Source organism: Streptomyces sp. NPDC086787, from assembly GCF_044745865.1.
In the GTDB taxonomy this organism is placed as follows: domain Bacteria; phylum Actinomycetota; class Actinomycetes; order Streptomycetales; family Streptomycetaceae; genus Streptomyces.
In genome coordinates this window covers 596,608-614,411 of record NZ_JBIVBC010000001.1, presented here as the reverse complement: position 1 = coordinate 614,411, position 17,804 = coordinate 596,608, and the positions used below count along the sequence as shown (strand labels likewise).

Annotated in this window: 17 protein-coding genes; all 17 read right to left on the bottom strand. The window is 68.2% G+C overall.

Going from position 1 to position 17,804, the window contains the following annotated elements; all coding sequences use genetic code 11:
- Positions 1-8: 8 nt before the first annotated feature.
- Complete coding sequence (locus tag ACIPK3_RS02815) at positions 9-905, bottom strand: phage distal tail protein (protein WP_402566025.1); 897 nt, start codon at positions 903-905, stop codon at positions 9-11.
- Positions 905-5,176 (bottom strand): phage tail tape measure protein, encoded by a 4,272-nt coding sequence (locus tag ACIPK3_RS02810; protein WP_402566023.1) that lies wholly within the window; start codon positions 5,174-5,176, stop codon positions 905-907. The genes ACIPK3_RS02815 and ACIPK3_RS02810 overlap by 1 nt, the downstream gene beginning before the upstream one ends.
- 3 nt (positions 5,177-5,179) lie before the next feature.
- Positions 5,180-5,485 (bottom strand): hypothetical protein, encoded by a 306-nt coding sequence (locus ACIPK3_RS02805; RefSeq protein WP_402566022.1) that lies wholly within the window; start codon positions 5,483-5,485, stop codon positions 5,180-5,182.
- A 26-nt stretch (positions 5,486-5,511) separates the two neighbouring features.
- Complete coding sequence (locus ACIPK3_RS02800; protein WP_402566020.1) at positions 5,512-6,123, bottom strand: hypothetical protein; 612 nt, start codon at positions 6,121-6,123, stop codon at positions 5,512-5,514.
- 14 nt (positions 6,124-6,137) lie between these two features.
- A complete protein-coding gene (locus ACIPK3_RS02795; RefSeq protein WP_402566018.1) occupies positions 6,138-6,632 on the bottom strand; it encodes a hypothetical protein in 495 nt (164 codons plus the stop codon).
- Positions 6,633-6,764: 132 nt separating this feature from the next.
- Positions 6,765-7,199: a hypothetical protein gene (locus tag ACIPK3_RS02790; protein ID WP_358649633.1), complete on the bottom strand. Its 435-nt coding sequence runs from the start codon at positions 7,197-7,199 to the stop codon at positions 6,765-6,767.
- On the bottom strand, positions 7,199-7,630 hold the full coding sequence (locus ACIPK3_RS02785; protein ID WP_358649634.1) for an HK97 gp10 family phage protein: 432 nt from the start codon (positions 7,628-7,630) through the stop codon (positions 7,199-7,201). The genes ACIPK3_RS02790 and ACIPK3_RS02785 overlap by 1 nt, the downstream gene beginning before the upstream one ends.
- The gene (locus tag ACIPK3_RS02780; protein WP_402566016.1) at positions 7,630-8,034 is read right to left on the bottom strand and encodes a hypothetical protein; all 405 of its coding nucleotides are present in this window, start codon (positions 8,032-8,034) and stop codon (positions 7,630-7,632) included. The genes ACIPK3_RS02785 and ACIPK3_RS02780 overlap by 1 nt, the downstream gene beginning before the upstream one ends.
- Positions 8,035-8,074: 40 nt before the next feature.
- On the bottom strand, positions 8,075-8,500 hold the full coding sequence (locus ACIPK3_RS02775) for a DUF6093 family protein (RefSeq protein WP_402566014.1): 426 nt from the start codon (positions 8,498-8,500) through the stop codon (positions 8,075-8,077).
- The gene (locus tag ACIPK3_RS02770; protein WP_402566012.1) at positions 8,497-8,934 is read right to left on the bottom strand and encodes a DUF6093 family protein; all 438 of its coding nucleotides are present in this window, start codon (positions 8,932-8,934) and stop codon (positions 8,497-8,499) included. The genes ACIPK3_RS02775 and ACIPK3_RS02770 overlap by 4 nt, the downstream gene beginning before the upstream one ends.
- Before the next feature lie 163 nt (positions 8,935-9,097).
- Positions 9,098-9,304, bottom strand: coding sequence for a cold-shock protein (locus ACIPK3_RS02765; protein WP_402566010.1), 207 nt, complete (start codon positions 9,302-9,304; stop codon positions 9,098-9,100).
- A gap of 204 nt (positions 9,305-9,508) precedes the next feature.
- Positions 9,509-10,609 (bottom strand): hypothetical protein, encoded by a 1,101-nt coding sequence (locus ACIPK3_RS02760; protein WP_402566008.1) that lies wholly within the window; start codon positions 10,607-10,609, stop codon positions 9,509-9,511.
- 101 nt (positions 10,610-10,710) lie between these two features.
- The gene (fxlM, locus tag ACIPK3_RS02755; protein WP_402566007.1) at positions 10,711-12,792 is read right to left on the bottom strand and encodes a methyltransferase, FxLD system; all 2,082 of its coding nucleotides are present in this window, start codon (positions 12,790-12,792) and stop codon (positions 10,711-10,713) included.
- Between the two features lie 24 nt (positions 12,793-12,816).
- Positions 12,817-14,088, bottom strand: a complete 1,272-nt coding sequence (locus tag ACIPK3_RS02750) for a lanthionine synthetase C family protein (RefSeq protein ID WP_402566005.1) — start codon at positions 14,086-14,088, stop codon at positions 12,817-12,819.
- Entirely contained in the window at positions 14,085-17,156 is a 3,072-nt protein-coding gene (locus ACIPK3_RS02745; protein ID WP_402566003.1) for a lantibiotic dehydratase, read from the bottom strand. Before ACIPK3_RS02745 ends, ACIPK3_RS02750 begins: the two co-directional genes overlap by 4 nt.
- An 84-nt stretch (positions 17,157-17,240) precedes the next feature.
- A complete protein-coding gene (locus ACIPK3_RS02740; RefSeq protein WP_402566001.1) occupies positions 17,241-17,417 on the bottom strand; it encodes an FxLD family lanthipeptide in 177 nt (58 codons plus the stop codon).
- A gap of 183 nt (positions 17,418-17,600) precedes the next feature.
- Complete coding sequence (locus ACIPK3_RS02735) at positions 17,601-17,759, bottom strand: FxLD family lantipeptide (RefSeq protein WP_402566000.1); 159 nt, start codon at positions 17,757-17,759, stop codon at positions 17,601-17,603.
- Positions 17,760-17,804 lie beyond the last annotated feature (45 nt).

The following is a 17,804-nucleotide window of genomic DNA, read 5'->3' as shown; positions in this document are numbered from 1 at the left end:
GGTTCTCCTTACAGAGCTGTCCACGCCGACCGCCACGAGACGGTCAGACGGGTGGTGTTGGTGTAGTCGGTGGCCGTCCAGCGGATCTCGCTGCGACCGGGCGGGATCTGGAAGAGGTCCAGACGCGAGGCTCCAGAGAGGGCGTTGGCGGCGTTGCCGCTGCCGTTGCGCAGCACCCAGCGAGTGCCGGGGCGGGTCTCGATGTCGATTCGCTCGCCCACGCCGAGGGTGATGTCGAGATCGAGGGTGCGTCCGGACTCGACGTGCAGGATTCGAGGATTCGAGACAGGGCCGGTGATACGGACCGAAGGCCATGCGCTGGCCTTACCGTCGTTGGCCACCCAACCCGGCCTGGTCTCCGGCTTCGCGATGCCTGTGGTAATCGGTGCCTGGACCGGTGCCGTGAAGCCCTCGTTGTTCTGAGAGACGTCCAAGGGCAGGGTGACGCTGGAGATCTCGTCGTCGTGGAAGCGCGGATCGAGCGCGCTGAACTCCAGGTCCAGCGGTATCCACCCGTGGATAGCGTCAGCAGTGGAGACCGCCTCGGCTCGCCGGATACGCCCGAACAGGACCCTCGTGGGCCGACCAGGCCACCGGATTCGCAGCATCGCGAGCGCGCCCGCGGTACGGCGGATCTTCGCGTCCGATGCCACGGCCTCGATCTCGGCCAGCTTGTCCAGCGCCGCGCCGGGGTCTCCTGGCGTACGAATGCCTGCCTCAATGCGGATGACCCGGGGGGCGTACAGGTCGACGCCCGGGAAAGCGCCGTCGTCGGCAGGGTTCAGGACGTCCTGAGTTCGCAGCTCGGCTGGCCCGAGACCTTCTACGTTGGAGATCGGAACGCTGGTCTTGTGGCCGATCAGCACGCCTCCGAAGTCGATCTGCCATTCGCTGAGGGTGAGCATCAGATCCGCCCTCCGCGCTGGGCGTTCCGCAGGCGGCGCATGATCTCCCCGGACAGCTCCTGCGGCGAGCTGTCGCGGCCGTGCACGGTGATCGGCATGTTCTCCACGAGGGCCTTCGGCTGCTGCTGGACGACGGTGACCTTGATGGCGGTCGGCGGCCGGGCGTCGACCAGGGGCATGGCGGGCGGGGCGGCACCGCTGGACAGGCGCATCCCGAAGCGGGTGGCGACGTCGTTCAGGACGGCCAAGGCGCTGCTGCGCTTCGCAGCGCCGAGCGGGATGAACGCTTCGCCCCCCGTGCTCGGCTCGGCGAACTTGATCAGTCCGCCCGAAGTCGCGTACAGCCCAGGCGTCAGCACGCCGCCGTTGGCGTACGACAGGCCCTTGTTCGCGCGGCTCAGGTCGGAGAAGAACTTGGCGCCTTTCGATCCCAGGGCGCTCTTGAGACGGGAGAAGCCCAGGTTCGCGATCTCGATGATGTGGTCCTCATCGAGCCCGGTGGCGTCGGCTACCGCGTGCAGGCCGGTCGTCTTGCTCTTGACCGCACTAATGATCGCGACCAGGTCCGGCAGGTCGTCGCTGGGGACGGTCTTGTCGGCGCTGCGGGCGGCATCGTTGGCCGCCTTCGCCTTCTTCTTGTCCTTCACCGCCTGCGCGGCGAGGTCGGCGGCGTCCTGGTCCCCCTGCTCGGCCAGGCGCTTGGCCAGATCGCCGAAGCCGCCGGCCGCGAGCTTCGCCAAGTTCTGCTCGAAGCCGGTCTGGTCCTTCACCGCCTGGCGGAGCTGCCCGGTGTACTCGCTGAGGCTCGCCTTGGACACGGCGGCCAGGTCTCGCAGGTCCTTCGCCATCGACCGCACATAGCGCGAGCTGCCGGTCGCCATCTTGCGGGTGAGCGACACCCCTTCCTCGCCCATCTCCGCCAGGGCGTCAGCCACGTCCTGGCCGGCACGGCGAGCCACGGTGTCGAGGTCTCGACGCCACCGCTTGGCGGTGGCCACGGACGAGTGCAGCTTCTTGGCGAACAGGGCCAGGCTGAAGTTCCCCTTCTTGTCCTGCGAGTCGCTGGCGATACCGGACAGCGAGTAGAGCGTCTGCGGCCGGTAGGTGAACCCCGACAGGCCGCCGTCGGCGTGATAGCTGACCTCCCCACCGAAGCGACGGGCCACCTCGTCCAAGATCCGCTTGGACCGGGCGCGCTTGGCTCCGGCGAGCGGGATGTACGCCTCACCCTGGGTCTCCGGCTCGGCCCACACTCGCCACGCACCGGCCGGTGCGATCTGCGCCGTGTGCTCCTCACGGCGGGAGCGCACACCGCCGTCGGCGTAGAAGTCGAGCAGTCCGCCGTTCGCCTGCTTCTTCGGTGCCTGAATCGCATCGGGAACGCCGTTGCCGTCCGTGTCCCACGAGGTGGGTGTCACCTTGGCGATGAACGGGATGGTCACCGCGGCGGGCTTGTTCACCGTCACGGTGATCGTCTTCGTTCCGGGGATACGCCCCACGGACGCGCCGATGGCGTCGAGCTGGGTCTGCACCGCCGCCATGTCACCGGATAGGAGAGCGGTGGTCAGGGCCGATGCCGCTGCCGTGCCCTTCTGCTGGGCCACGGCGACGATGAGGCTGAGCATTCCGGACCACTCGGAGTTCGACTGGACCCCAGCAGCCTTGAATGCGCCGACGACTCCGGTCAGGTCGGGCGCCTTGATCGGGAGGTCGGCTCCGTACAGGGCGTTGAGCTGTGAGCGGATTTCCCCGATGTCCCCCTTGAGGAAGGACTGCGCGAGTGAAGTCGACGCCTCCTTGCCGAACTTGGCCGATACATCCGCCAGGAGTCCCATGCCCTGTTCGAGCTGCGCGGCTGCGGCCTTGGGCAGCTTCTTCGCGGCCGTCTCCATGTCGGCGACGGTCATGTCCCGCATGACCCGGGCGAGCTTGCTGGGGTCGTTGGTGGCTGCTGCGTCCGCCCAGGCTTCGGCGACCTTCTTGCCGTACTTGGCAGAGATCGCGGGCAACTGCTCCAGACCGGCGCGGAATGCGGGGGTCGAGCGGGCGGACGACTCCTGGATGATCGATTCCAGTTCGTCGGCGACCTTGCCCTTGCCCCTCTTGAGCTGCTTGACCAGCTCGTCGAGGATCGGTGCGGAGTCAGGGCCGAGGTCAGAGAAGTGGTCCGCCAGGTCGAGGCGACCTGCGGCGGCCAGCTCGCCCAGGTTCTTCTGGAACTCGCGCTGCGCCTTGAGCTGCTTGCGCAGCTCCGCGACGTAGTCCGAAAGGGATGCCTTCGATGCGTCGGCCGACCGGCCTGCTTTCCGGTTGGCCTCGGCCACCTTGTCCTGCGCGGCCTTCCACGCCTTCGCCGGGTCAACGATCGAGCCGAGAGACTTGGCCATCGCCTCCATCTGATCGGTGAACTGCGGCGACCCGTTCTTGTCCGTCGGCAGGGACTGTGTGAGATCCCACGCGCCGAGCATCTCGCGCCGGTTGTTCTTGATCTTGTTGTTGACGATCGCCATGTTCGCGGCAAGCTGGCTCTCCTGCTTGACCGCGTTGCTCCAGATCTTGTGCTGCTTGTCCAGGACCTTCTTGGCGGCGTCCCACTCCGGCTCTGGCGCGTACGAGCCGATCTTCCAGGTCGACGCCTTCTGCAAGTTCAGCTCGTCCTTGAGCTTCTTGAGCTTCGCGCCGCCTGACGTGATCGCGTCGATGGCGGTCGCCACGTCGATCCCGGCGTCCTTCAGTTTCTTGACGTCGTCGCTGTTGGTGAGCTGTTCCGTCAGGGTCCGCAGCCCAGCGCCTTGCTCGCCCTCTTCCCTCTCATTGCGCAGGGCCTGGACCAGTTCCTCGGTCGCGGCCTTCGCCTGCTGCTTGCTGGCCGAGTAGGCGGCGTATACCCCGATGCCGATCGTCATCAGTGCCGTCAGCCCGGCCACCGCGATGCCCGCACCGCTGAGCACTGCGGGAAGGGCGGAGCCCCCTGCTCGTGCCGCCGCGAGTTCAGTCCGGAACACAGTGAGCTGAGCGCCGAACCTCAAGAAGGCAGCCTTAGCCAGCAGCGCGGCAGCCGAGAGCGCCAGCACAACGCCCATGACCGACTTCACTGGGCCCGGTAGGTCGTTGATGGCCCCGGCCAGGATGTTCAGAGACTCCCCGACCCCTTGGAGGGCGGGCAGCAGAACGCGCGCCATGTCGATGCCGAGGGCCTGGGCTTGGTTCTGAAACAGACTCCACTGGCCCGCAGTGGTGTCCATCTGGATCGCGTACGCCTTCTGCGTCGCGCCCGCGCGCTCGATCTCCTGGCTGATGCCCTGGTAGGTCGCGGCGTAGTTCTCACCGTCGGCGGCCGAGAGCGCCAGAGCGGCACGGACCGCTCGGATGTCGCGCAGCAGGGGAACCAACTGGTCCGCGCTGCCGCCGGTGGCGTTGCGGACTTTCTGCATGACGACGTACAGGCCGTCCTGCTGGAGGGCAGCGGCAGCTGATTCGTACCCGAAGCCCTTGATCATGTTCGACAGCTCTTGGGTGGGCTTCATCATGCGCGTCAGCAGCATGTTGAGCGCCGTGACGCCCTCGGCGGCGGGGATACCCGAGAGGGTGACCGCGGCGAGCGCGGAGCTGATGTCCTCGAATTTCACGCCAGCCGCGGCGGCCATCGGAACGACGTCGCCGAGCTGCTGTGCCAGCTCGTCGAACGACACGACGCCGTAGTTGACGGTCTGGAACATGACGTCCATGACGTCGCTGGCCTGCGAGGCGTCCATCCCGTACGCCTTGAGGACGCCGAGCAGGGCGCGGGCAGACGTCTCGGTCGTCGTGAGGCCGGCGGCGGCACCACGGGCAGCCACCCGCAGGATCGTCATCGCGTCGGCACCATCGAAGCCGGTCGAGACGACCTGGTACAGACCCTCGGCGAGCTGGTCGGCGGACTGCGGGAGCTGAGTGCTCAGCTCCACGATCTGGTCTGTGAAGTGGCTGATGTTGGTGCTGTTGATCTCCTTCGAGATCGTCATGACGTTCGCCATGTGCTTCTCAAGCTCGATGGCGCTGCGCACGCCCATGACGAACGCGCCGCCGAGGGCGACGCCCATCACGGTGAACCCGGTGGCCATGGCTCGGCGGGTCCGGTCCGATCGCGCCGCGAGCGCGTTGAGGTCACCGTCGAGGCGGCGCACCTGTCCACCGAACGCGGTGACTTGGCCCGCCGCAGTGCGCAGACCTCCCACCAGACCGGTGACGCCAGCCTGGACCTGGACGTAGAGGGTGTAGGCCCCAGCCACTGGCTAAGCCTTCTTCCTGGGCCGAAGCCCGACCTTCACCCCACGCCCCTCCGGACCCTCCGGGACCTGTTCCTGCTCCATGGCGACCAGCTCGCAGCCGACGCACCGGTGTGTCTCCGTGACGTACGCGAAGCGGTCGCCACCCGCCTGCTCGTCCCACTCCTCTGGCCTGGTCCCACACGACTCGCACACCGTCCGCGAGAAGCCGAGGTAGGCGATGGCCTTCGCACGGTCGAGCGCCGACCACCGGCCGTCCCCCGCGCCGGTGAACTGGCTGTGCGGGATGCCGTATGTGGCGCAGACCTCCATCTCCGCACGGAAGCCTGGGTCGGAGGTCAGCCTTTTCCCAGGTCCGCCCTCAGCGTCTGGTTGACCAGCAACGCACAGGTGAACAGAGCCTTGGCCTCGGAGTCCGGCCACGCGTCGAGGAGTTCTTGCGCCTCCTGCTCGCTCATCCCGGGAACCTCGGCCCCGGCCTCGTCCCGCTCGATGTGGCACGCGGCGATGAGAGCGGCCGGATAGGTCTCGACGTTGTACTCCATGCCCTGATCGGCCTGTGCCTCCGTCGGCGGATGATCGCGCAGGAGCTGTTCCCAGGCAGGGCGCGGAAGTGCCCGGAAGGTCAGGACGACCGTCGCGTCGTCCAGGGCTTCTTCGGCGGCGTCGAGTCGCAGTTGAGCGGCGACGACTTCCGGTTGGCCGACCGTCCAGCCCTCGCGGTCTGCCTCAGAGACGCCCTGCTCGATGGACTGCGCGCGGGCGGTCGTACGTGCTTTGGCCAGTTCCAGGGCAGCATCGGTGGCGTTCTTCTTCGCCTCGTCGTCGTCGCACAGGCGCAGGCTGCGTTCGGGGAGCTTGCGTGCCTTGAGCCTCGCCATCTTCGCGGACCAATGGGCGTCGCGGGCGACTGCTGCGGCCGGGGGTTCGGATATCACGGTGGTGGTCATGCGGCAGCCCCGGCTCAGACGGTCTTCGCCGGCACGGCGGCGTCGAGGGTGGGCTCGTCGGTGATGCCGAAGGTCACCTTGAACTTCGCCGGTTCCGAGGCGGTGCTGTACGACGGGCTGCGGCTGCCGACGCGGATCGGGAAGGTATCGAGCGACTTGGACAGGGGTACGTCGCCCTTCCGCAGGATGGCGATGAAACCGATGACTCCCTTGGAGAGCAGGGTCTCGATCTCGTCGCTGATCTTGTCCTCGTAGAAGGTCAGCGAACTGTTGTCCGCCTTGTCCTCGCCGGGGATCGTGGTGGCGAACGTCGACCCCATGTCCGGGGTGTCGATCGGGGTGTTCTCCAGCGACCAGCCCTCGACGTCGGAGATGGAATCCGACAGGTTGGTGGCGTTGGTGGGGCCGAGTTCGGCGCGGGTGGGAATGTTGTCGTCGGAGGCGATCTTCTGCAGGAAGTAGAAGAGGGTGGTGCCTCGGCGCATGAAACGCTGCTGCGTGGTTGCCACGCGACTCTCACTCTCCGGGGACGCTGACGGCCCCGGAATACGGCAGGCCCGTCCCCAACAGATCAAGCTGGGAGTCGGCCCGTACCGAGTGGCCGGGCGTCCGCGATGGGCCTCCGCGGTGAGGTGCGGCGGTCAGCCGACGAGGGTGGTGACCTCGATCGCGAACCGCTGAACGTAACTGTATACGCCGCTGGCCACAGTCACGCCTTCTTCTTTGTCCAGCTCACGGGCCATGACCACGTAGCCAGCGGCAGTGATCGGGTAGGTGTAGCCAAGTGCGGTCCGGGCGAGCATGCCCGCGCGGACCTTGTCGGCCATCCACTCGGCCTGTTCCGCTGTCGTGGCAACTGACGTCACCTGGTAGACGATTCGCGCGTCCGCGCTGGCATCTCCGAAGGGTGGTCCGTCACTGGTTGAACCAACCGGGTACAGCACGCTGTAGGGGGTCGCCGCGCCGGTGGGCAGGCTGCTGGACGTGGGTGCCGTCCCGTAACCGCAGGACCGTCCTGTGGAGCTGGCGAGCATCGCTTGGACGGCGAGGCTGAGCACTCGCCCGGAGACGGCCATCAGTCGCCCACCGCCGCTCCGACCGCGGCCAGGAAGGCGGGGCGCACTTGCTCGACGGCCGGTCCCACGTGCGGGAACGGCGGCTGGTTGTAGATCCGCCCGAGGCTGTCGGCCCCGACGAAGCCGTACTCCAAGCGCCTGCCCTGAGGCTTGTTGGTGCCGACGATCGCCTCGACGTTCAAGCCGTTGGTGCTGACCTCGTGGGTCCAGGAGCGGCGGTAGTCACCCGTCGGCGCGTTCGGCCCCGGTCGGCCGCTGGCGTTGGCTTTGATGGCGGTCTCCAGCAGCATGGCGTAGTGCTGTACGACCCCGGCCACCGCGGGGAGGGCGGCTGCCGCGCGGGCATTCAGCAGTGCGGCGATCTGGGGCGCGTTGCTGTATGCCCCGGCTGACGGATGCGCGTTGGGATGGGGGTTCCGCGGGGAGGCCATCAGCCCGTCTCCTGGTCCTGGTCGAAGTCCCCACGCGCCCACTGCTGGAGCTGCGCCAGTATGGCCTTGGTGAAAGCGTGCGGTCCGCTGTCCATGTCCGGCCGCGCGAGCGCCGCCTTCTCCAGCAACCCGGCATCGATGGCCGAGAGGAAGGTGGCGGCTGCCGGTCCCGGCTCGTGCGGAACACCGATGGCAACCCGAGCGTGACCGTCGAAGTCCGGGCTCGAACGGCCCTGCGCGAACTGGAGCACCAAGTCAGCTGCGTGTCCTGCCTGTTGGTGAATCGTGTAGCCCGAGATGACGCGCGAGTAGTCGGTTCCGTCTATCCGTATCGAAGCCCTGCTGCCGTCCGCCGTGACCTTGACCTGCTGGATCTCGGCGGGCGGCGTGTCCGTGATCTCCATGCATCGAGCGTAGGACGATTCGCGGACACCCCGATTCGCCTCAGGACGGCGGCGTGATCTCGTCCAGCCGCGTCACCCGCACCAGCTCTACGGTCGACGCCTCGGCCGGGTCGAGGACCTGCCAGACACGGCCGCCGGTCGCCGCGCTCCCGGAGTGCGCGACGGCCACCTCCACCCGGTCGTACCGCGCTGGTACCGGCGCGTTGAGCGGTGTCAGCAGCCGGTACCAGGAAACGGTGTCGTCAAGCCACTGCTTGCCGACGATCCCTTCGGCGGTCACCTGCCCATGGCCGGACAGCATGGCGCCGGGTCCTTCGTAGACCAGGTCGGCCGGTACCTCTCCGAGGAGGCCGGTGGCGGGGTCGAGCGCCGGCGTCCCTGTGGGCCGTGTGACTCGAACGGTGTCGAGCAGGAGCTTGGCCTCCAGCTCCCGCCGCACCTCCTCTGGGTTGATGGCGGTGGTCACGTCACGGCCCCCGTCTTCTGCGTGTTCTGGTCCACCCATGTGGTGCGGACGATGCTGAGGGTGGAGGTCTCCCCGATGTCGATCACCCGCCACGTCCGGCCGATGGCCGACTCGTCGTCCGCCTGCACGACGGTCACGGTGTCTTCGCGGGAGGCGACCGGCGCTGACAGAGGGGTCAGCAGTCGGTACCGGGAAGGGGTGTCGTCCACGTACGCCTGTCCGGCGAGGTGAAGCACGACGGACGGGCCACCAGTGGGAAAGATCGCCCCCGGCCCCTCGTAGATCGTGATGGGAGGGCCGGGCTCGTACTGTCCCGTGTCCGGGTTGAAGACCGGCTCGCCAGGCCGGTAGATGCGGATCTTGTTGGTAAGGATCTTCTTCTCGACGATCGCGCTGACGGCCCCCAGAGTCAGCCCTTCGGTAGGCGCGCTCATGCGTTCGAGCGTAGCCGTGCTCGCGGACAGCCCGGATCCCGTGACGCCGATTGTCCTCTGACAGGTGAACTTGACCAATTACCAGGTCAATCTGATCGGTCAGACCAGGCAAGCATGCGCGCCCGCCACTCGCCCGTGGCCAGGAGCCGGGCGCGCGGCCCAGCTAACCGATCGTGACGACCCGGTTCGCCTCCGGCCCCCTGGGCCCCTCGATGACGCCGTACTCGACCCTGGCCCCCTCAGCCAGCTCCTTGAAACCGGCGGTCTGGATCGAGGTGTAGTGCACGAACAGGTCCGGGCCCCCGTCGTCCTGCGTGATGAAGCCGTAGCCCTTGTCCGCGTTGAACCGCTTCACAGTGCCTGTCGCCATGCCGTCGCCCCTCGAAGGTTGCCGTACGGGGTGTCCCGTCCTCGCCGCAGCCAACCAGATACCCCAGCGCAACGACGGCATTTCCTCCTAGTCCAAGATCAAGTGGCGAAAACCCACCCACCATCAAGATCGCTTGTCAATCGGTCAAGATCATCTGCCGGAGGACACCGATGCCCCGGATCGGGTGCCGTCAGCTTGTCGAACTCACGCCGCAGCCGCTGACGATCGGGTGATCACTGCTTCGCTGCGGTCCAGAGCCGTCGACAGTTCGCTCGACAGGTCATCGGGAAGGAGTTCCGCTCCCAGTCCACAGACCCGGATCAGGTCGCGGCACGCACGGGCTTCGTTTTCGGTGGCGAGTGCGGCGAACAGCGCGTGCGAGATCAGGTCGCGGGCGGCGTAACCGTTGCGTGATGCCGTGGTGCGCCCCATCAAGTCCTTGACGAGCGAACGGGCTCCGGGATGCTGCGGCCCCACCGCGTCAAGGACCGCGAGGCCAAGCCGGGTGTCGAAGACGGTCAGTCCCGGCTCCGCCTCGCGGTCAAGGAAGGTGTTCACCAGCTCGGCCGCTCCGCTGTCGTCTCCCTGCGGGAGGTCGCGGCGGGCCAGAACAGCCAAGCACGCGGTGACAGCCTGCTCCCACGGATCGCCGGGGGCTGTGTCGGCGAGCAGCGCCGTCGCGCGGTCCCTGTCTCCCCCGGTGAGCGCCGCCACTACGGCGACTTGTCGCCCGTCGAGCATTCGGGTGCCCACGCCCCGGTGCTGCTCGATATGAGCCAGAGCTTCGCGCCAGCGGCCCGTGGTCGTGAGGGTGCGGGTGCCGTCGGCGAGCACCACGCGCCAGAGCCACGCGTGGACTTCTCGACGGTCCTCGGCGGTCGCGGTCAGCGCGGCTGGCACCGTGATGCCCTCGAAGACGGCGGTACTCCCGGTACCGACGGCTTCGTACAGGTCCAGAAGCCGGTGGCGCCCGTCATCGGGCTGGCCGGCGCGGATCTGCAAACGGGCCAGGTTGACCAGCGGTTCCAGCCCGCGAATGGCGCTCATCGCGGTGAGCGGGCAGGCGCGAAGGTACGCGTCGGCGTGCCGGTGGCACATCGACCGGGCCAGCTCGGGAAGGCCCAGGTCGGAAGCGAGCAGCGCGGCCTGGTTGAAGACAGTGGAGGCCAGCCCCTGTCCATCCTCCTCAACCGCCCTGTCGGCGAGTTCCGTCAGCGCCCGCACGCGCGCGGGCAGCGGCGGGCAAGCAGGCCGGAACCGGGCCACGAGCGGGAATCGCGTTGCTATCGGGCCGAGCGGGTCCATGTGTCCCCCTGTGGCGACGGGTACGAGATGCAGCGGGCGAGGGGGTGGCGGTGCCCGCCGATCGCGCGCCGGGCACCGCCACCATCAGGTTCCAGCGGTCATCACCGCCAGTCGACGACGATGCGGTTCAGTGGGGTGTCGAGTGTGAAGACACCGGAGCTCTGCTCGATCGCCGGAGCGTTCAGGTCCTGGATCTCGAACCTGGCCTCGCGGTCCCGGAACTCGCGGTCCCAGGTGCGGATCGCGTCGGCGACCTGCGCGGTCAGCTCCTCGCTGCCGGGGCCATGGCCGATGACGCCGAACTCCCAGAGCTTGCCGCCCTCCGGGGCCTTGCGGTCCGACAGACGCCGGGCGAGGTAGGTCAGGGCGCCCTTGTCCACGGCCGCGGTGGATGACGGGTACGGATCGTCCGTGAGGACCGTTCCCTTGGCGTCCTTCGGGAACAGCATCCGGATCAGCCCGCCGGGGACGGAGCAGGAGACGAACAGCTCCATCCACTCCGGGGACTCCATGGCCCGGACCATCATCCCGGTCCACTCCTCGGTGCGCGGCTGTTCCAGCACGCCAGCCAGGGCCTCGGCCTCGATGGGCTGCCCTGCGGGAGCCTGGAGGCGTACGGTGCCGTCGCTGCTGAGCGGAATGACGCGACGGTCGTCATCGGCGATGCCACGTCGCAGCGGCATGAAGGTGTTCATCTTGCTGCTGACGCTGCTCCAGCGGCCGTCGCGCTTCTCGTAGGCGATGGAGCGGGACACGCTGCCCTTGAGGCGCTGCGGAACGACGATCCGCCCGCCAGGGGCGAGTTGCTGCATCCAGGCGTGCGGGACGCCGTGCGCGCCGACGGTGGCGATGATCCGGTCGTACGGTGCTCCCTCGGCATGCCCGACCGCCCCGTCACGGGTCAGCGCCTTGACGTTGGTGAAGCCAGCTGCGGCCAGGTGCGCGCGGGCTCCATCGACCAGGTCGTCATCGACGTCGATGGTCGTGACGTGGCCGGTCTCGCCGACAATGTGGGCGAGCAGGGCGGCGTTGTAGCCGGTGCCAGCGCCGAGTTCGAGGATGCGTTCGCCGGGCTGGGCCTCCAGTTGGTCCAGCATCAGGGCCACGACCTCGGGCTGTGAGGCGCAGGAGATCGACATGCCGTCAGCGTCGTACTTGATGTTCACCGGGCTGTTGGCGTAGGCGTCTTCGAGTGTGGCATCGGGCACGAACACGTGGCGAGGCACGGTGCGCAGTGCGGTCTCGATCTCGGGTGTGCGGGCGTATCCGGATTCGCGGATCTTGTCGACCAGGGCGTTGCGGAGCCGTGCTGCGTCGGCCTCGGAGGTGGTGATCGTGTCGCTATTCACTGCCCTGACGCTAGTGGTTTCGGGCGTGCCTTCACTGGACGACGCGTGGTTGTCACTCGATCCCATGACTGCCTCTCGTGCGATGTTGAACAGGTTGCTCTGGTCATCCGGTAGGAGACCAGCGCGGTTGGCGTGGAAGATCACGTGGTGAGCGATGACAGCGCGCAGGCCGCGTGAGAGCCCGCCCCCCGTAGCGAGGTAGGCCAGCGTCGTACCGGCTCGCTCGAAGGCGGACACCCACTCGGCGTGCCCGTCCAGCGGGCCGCTCTGGCGGCACAGACTGTGGGCGTCAACTGTCATGAGCGTGTGCATCGCCGGTATCAAGGCTGCGGCTCGCTCCGGGGTGATGGATTCGGTGCCCTGCCTCAGCGCGGCGGCCTTCGCCCAGGCGTCGCCCTGCTCGAACCAGTCCAGGTTGGCGGCACGCATCATGGCGCTGATCAACAGGGCAGCGGTCTCTTTACGACCCAGGCGCCCCGGGCCGGGTTGGTAGGCCAGCAGGTGCCGGCTGTCTTGGTGGAATAGGTCGTGGGCGGCATCCATCGACAGGGTGCCGCCGAAGGCCGTGGACTCCGGCTCGTAGATACCGGGCAGCCAGGACACCGCCGTTGATTCGTCGACGAGTTCGCTCAGGACTGACTCGATCAGAGGGGACGATTGAGGGGCGCGGTACCGCAGCGGCCAGGGCTGTTTGTTCATGAACCACCAGCCGTGGAGCTGTCCGGCTTGCTCGGCCGCGAGCAGGGCGGGGCCGAGGCGTTCGGTGATGGCGCGCTTGCCGCTCTCGCGGTCGGTGAAGGTCACGTTGTGCTGGTGCCAGCGGTCCATGTCCATGGGACGGTCCTTCGATCAGTGGGGTCAGGCGAGCAGCAGGCAGGAGTCCCAGGTGGATATGGGCGGGGTGGCGGTGGTTGGGGCGAGAAGCGCCAGGGCGATACCGGCGGCACCGTCGAGGAAACCGGGCCCTACCTCGTCGTCATGTACCAGTGCCGTGGCCACGGTGACGGGGTCGGCGTCCGGCGGGCATACCGCGGTCAGGAGTGCCGGGATGGCCGCTCGGAGCTGCGCGGCTGTCGAAGGGTGGGCATCGGCTGCCGTGCGGCCGCCGATATGGGCGAGGCCGGCGAACCCGTGGCACAGGCCGCTGTCCGTGGTCGCCTTGAGCTGCGCGGAGTCCGTGAGGGCGGCCACGAGCGCGTTCTCAGCTTCAACTTGGCGGCGGGTGTCGCCGATTGCGAGTGCCGCGAGCTGCTGCGCGCGTGCGAGTCCGGACGTGCCGTAGCACCAAGAGGGGCGGCGTGGTGCCGACGGGGTGAGACGCCCAGCGCGGAGTTCGGCGCGCGTGATCCAGTACGGCCAAGCCGCACGCGGGTCAGGCTCTTCCTGCCAGCGGTCCAGCCACGCCAGGATCGTTTGGATGGCTTCGTGGTGGCCGCCGACGGTGGTCCCGCGCCGGGCGGCGAGGGCCAGGAGGGCGAGGACGCCGCTGATGCCGTGGGCCATGCCGTGATTGGCGTGACCGCCCGGGAAGCGGTCGTCCGGTCGGCCGGATGGTCCGCTGGGGGTCCACCATCCCGGCAGGATGTCGCCGCAGTGGGTCACCGGTTCGGTGAGGCGTACGCAGTAGTCGAGGATGGCGATCAAGTCGGACCCGGTGGGGTCGTGGTGCAGGAAGTAGGCTCCGTAGCCCGTCAGCCCCCGGATCGTGTCGAACTCGGCGTGCTCCGGCAGGTGCCCCGAGTCGATGCGGCGGTGCGCGGCCTCCAATCGACGCTTGTTGTCGGCGCGCAGCTGCTGATCCAGGGTGGCCCGCGCCCGCTGGTAGGCGTCAGGCAGGTGATCGGCGACGCAGGTCACGGCGTGCGCGAGGGCGGGTGCGCCGTAGAACGGGTGGCTGTCGGGGCCGCTGGTGAACGGCTGCCGAGCGGCGGCGGCGAGCCAGTCGTGGGCGCGCTGCCACGGCCCCAGGCCAGCGGCTGCCCGCTCGATGTGAAGCAGGGCAACGCCAGTCGGCCCGTACGCGAGGTGCTGACGGTGCAGAGACGCATTCGGTCCCATCGGCGCGGTGGCGGGGTCGGCCAGGATGTCAGCGATGGCGTCCACCGTTTTGAGCACGAGGGGGTGTCTCACCGTGCCCTCCGTGACATCCAGGCCAGAGCAGCGGCGCGAGTGAGATAGAGGCAGGTCGCTTCCTCGGGGAAGTCGACCGCGACGTGCCGCACGAAGTGCACGTGCAGGAGTGACAAGAGGACATCGTCCAGGCGGATGCCCTGGGTGTCCGGACCGGGAAGGTGCGGCCGGTAGGCGGCGAGCGCCGCGTTCCGGTCGGACCACGCCTCCACGATGGCGTGGCCGCCCGGCGCACCGCGCAGGGCTGCCCAGTCGCCGGACGGGTCAGCCAGCCGAACCGTCTCGGTAAACTGCGGACGCGGCACCGGGGCGGGAGCGGTAGCCGGAATGTGTTCGGTCAGCCAGCGCATCGCGTCGTCGGTACTGCCGAGGAATGCAGCAGCGATGGCGATGGTGTGTGCGGCTACCAGTGCACGCTGCTGTGGCCGTTGGGACTGGGTGAGCTGGGCGACAACGGCGCGTGAGTCGGCGCGGAACACCTCCTCGGCCGCCGTCCAGGCATCTCCCGAGCCCCAACGGCCCATCTCACGGTAGGAGGTGGGGAAACGCATGTCCGACAAGATTCCGGCGGTGCGCAGTTCATCTGCCCAGGCACCGATGGTGCGCGCCGTCTCGGCGAAAGCACCGGGATCGGGCAGGGCGATGCGCACCCTCAGGTGCTGATCCGGGTCACGGAAGCGGATGAACCACCACGGAGGGCCGCCCAGCCGGTCCAGCAGGAGCGGGAGGTGTTGAGCAAGTAAGGCGTCCTGGCGACGCAGGTCGCCGTACAGGGTGACCAGCAGCAGGGACGAGACTCCCGGGGTTTGAATCTGGTCCGGGGAGAAGGTCCGGGCCGGAACGGGGGTCGGCAGGAGGGGCCACGCCGGCGGTCGCGTCGCCTTGAGAGGCATGACGATCTCATGCGCTCGGCCTTCGGACCAGCCATACGCGTCGGCGGTGGGGGCTTCGACGAGGACGGCCAGACGGACGCGGTTCAAATGCTGGCGCAGCAGGGTGCGGTGTCCGGCGTGGTCAAGGTCGAGGTGCAGACGCCGGTCCTGCTCGGCCAGCGCGACCCGATGTGGCATTCGCCGCCGGGTCTGCCATTCCTCAAGGGCAGTGTCCCACTGGCCCTGGGGATGGTCGCGGCCAGGTAACTCGGCTGCCTCCAGCCGCCATTGTGCGGGGGCGAGCACCGTCCGGCCGTATCGGAGCCGAGGCAGGAAGGGCATCGCGGTGGCGGCACCCCAGTTGAACAGGGTGACCTGCGCGCACTGGGCGCGGGACAGCTCGGTGAGCAACCGGACAAGCGGCGGGGTGTGTGTGACGAGGTTCAGCGCGTGCATCCCCACGGCCTCGACGCGGTGCCCCCGCTCGGGTGCCGCCAGATACATACGGCGACCGTCGCACGCCACCGCCAGATCATCGGGCGTGAGCACATCGCCGCTTGTGGCGCGGTGCTCCTGGACGCTGATCACTGTGGGCAGCACCTTCGGAGCACGCGCTACGTGGGCGCTCGTGGACAGCAGAGGCGGGAACGACACCTGCGCGGCGATGGTGCTGGTGTCCGCGGTCGGCAGGTCCGCCAGTTCCGCTGACAGCCCGTCGCGTTCCTCGGGTGCCAGCACGTCAAGGAAGCGGCCGATGGTGACCCCGACGCCACGGGACACGCTCGCAATCTCCAGCTGGAAACGTCCGCAGTGCAAGTCCTCCACACTGGCCGCGTACACCCGGACGCCTACCTCCAGGTGCGGCGGGACCCTTGGCTGGTCCGGCCCCAGATCCATCGCGGCGATCAGATCGTCGGTGAGCACCACCTCCTCGCGTCCGTCCAGGGCAGCAGCCTGGGCCAGCCGCACCAAGACGTCGTCCCGCACGGAGAGACGGGAGCGGTCCTCAGTGCTCTGAGTGCCCGGATACCCGTCGGGAAAGCCGGTGCCACTGTCAGCGACGACGTCGCCCAGCGGCACCATCGTGCCGATCCCGTAACGCTCGTAGAACCGCTGCTGGTACCGCTTCCACGCCGCAGTCCCGTACGGGTGGGCGCTCACCTGGGTCAAGACGCTGGCGGCACGTTCAATCTCTTGCGCAACCGCGTCGGGCAACTCGGCCTGGACATCCAGACGAAGATCCAGAGCGAGGGGGTGCCGCTTCAGCCCTGGGACCAGAGCCCGCATCCGCGCGGCGGCACGGGCCCGGCCGCTGCGGGATCCACAACTGCCGAGGTCAACGTGCACATTACGCAGATCGCGGACCGTATCGGCGACCGGTGTCACACTGTCGGCGCTCACCGCGTCGAGCTGACCCAACAGATAGAGAAGAACGTCCGTCTCCGTACTCGGTGCACGCAGGGTCGTGATCAGTACCTCGTGCTGAACCAGCTCTCGGATGAGCCGTTGAACCCTCCCGGAGCCTGCTCCGGGGAACTCGGCAGCAAGCTTGTCCGCGAGAACATTCACGAGGATCGGCTGCCGAGCTGCGTCCAGAACCGTCTGCACCGGCCCGGTCAGAGCCACGGATGCCTCGACCGCATTCCGACGGTCGCCCTCAGGAGCGGACTTGTAGGGCACGATGAGCCGACCACCGCGTATCACCGAGGTGTTGTTGACGACTACCCGGAGGCGTTCCAGTAACTCGGGGCATGACTCGAGCCGTTCGACCACGGCAGTCAGCCACTCCGCGCTCGCCCGGCCGACAACCGTGTGGTCCGAGCCCCATGTCGTGCTCGGCCTGGGCCCGATGGTCGCCACGGCCACGCCGGCGAAGAGACCGAACGGAGTCGCCCGGCGCTCGGCCCGTAGCACGTAGCGTGCGACGGAGGCCACGGCACGCCGCACATCACGTGCGGCCGGAGTGTTGGACGAGCACAGGGTGCGCACCTGCGAGGCGAGAGCAGGGCTGGCGTGCTCCAGAGCCTCGGCAACGTCCGCCTCGGACCACACCGCGCGCAGCCACGCAAGCTGGGCAACCGCGCCACGACGGGACGAGTCATCAAGGTCAGGACAAGGGGATACGGGCAGTTCCGGCCGGGCGACAGCACGGAGGAGAGCGAGTTTCCCGGCGCGGTACACGGTGCTCGAAGTCATCGCAACATCCTTGGTCCAGAGGCGACCGGTGCCGTCGCGCGGTGAGTCGCGACGGCACCGGCCCGGGATGACGTCCGCCTCAGGTCAGGCGACGTTGGTGGTGCAGGCGCCGCAGGTCGAGCCACAGCCGTCGTCCGTGAGACTGATCAGACCGGCGGTGTCGCCGACCTCGACCAGGGCGACGTCCAGGTCGAAGCCGTCCGATGTCGTGCCCGAGCCCTGAGGCTTTGCCTGCGTGGTGTGTGTGATCTGCGGACTCATACGAACTCCCGTGTCTCGGAGGGAAATGCTGGTGGTGGTACTGCCGGACACCATGTGCGGAGCGCAATGGTCAACGCGCGGCAGAGGTGCTTCCCGGCGGCCGACCTGAGGTGCCATGCCCTTCACGCAGAACGTGTAGGGCCTCCTGCCTCAGGTCGGAGTCTGATGCCGCCCGGGGTGAAGTCAGGCGACGTTGGTGGTGCAGGAACCGGTTCCGCAGGTGGCTCCGCATCCGCCGTTGGAGCTGTCCAGGATGGTGACCAGCTCCCCGGCCTCAATCAGAACCAGGTCGAGGTCGAACGGGTCCACCACGGCGGGCGGGGGCGATTGCTTGTACGTCACAGCGAGTCCTCCTGATCGGTGTAGCCGGTCGATTCGGGGTATTGC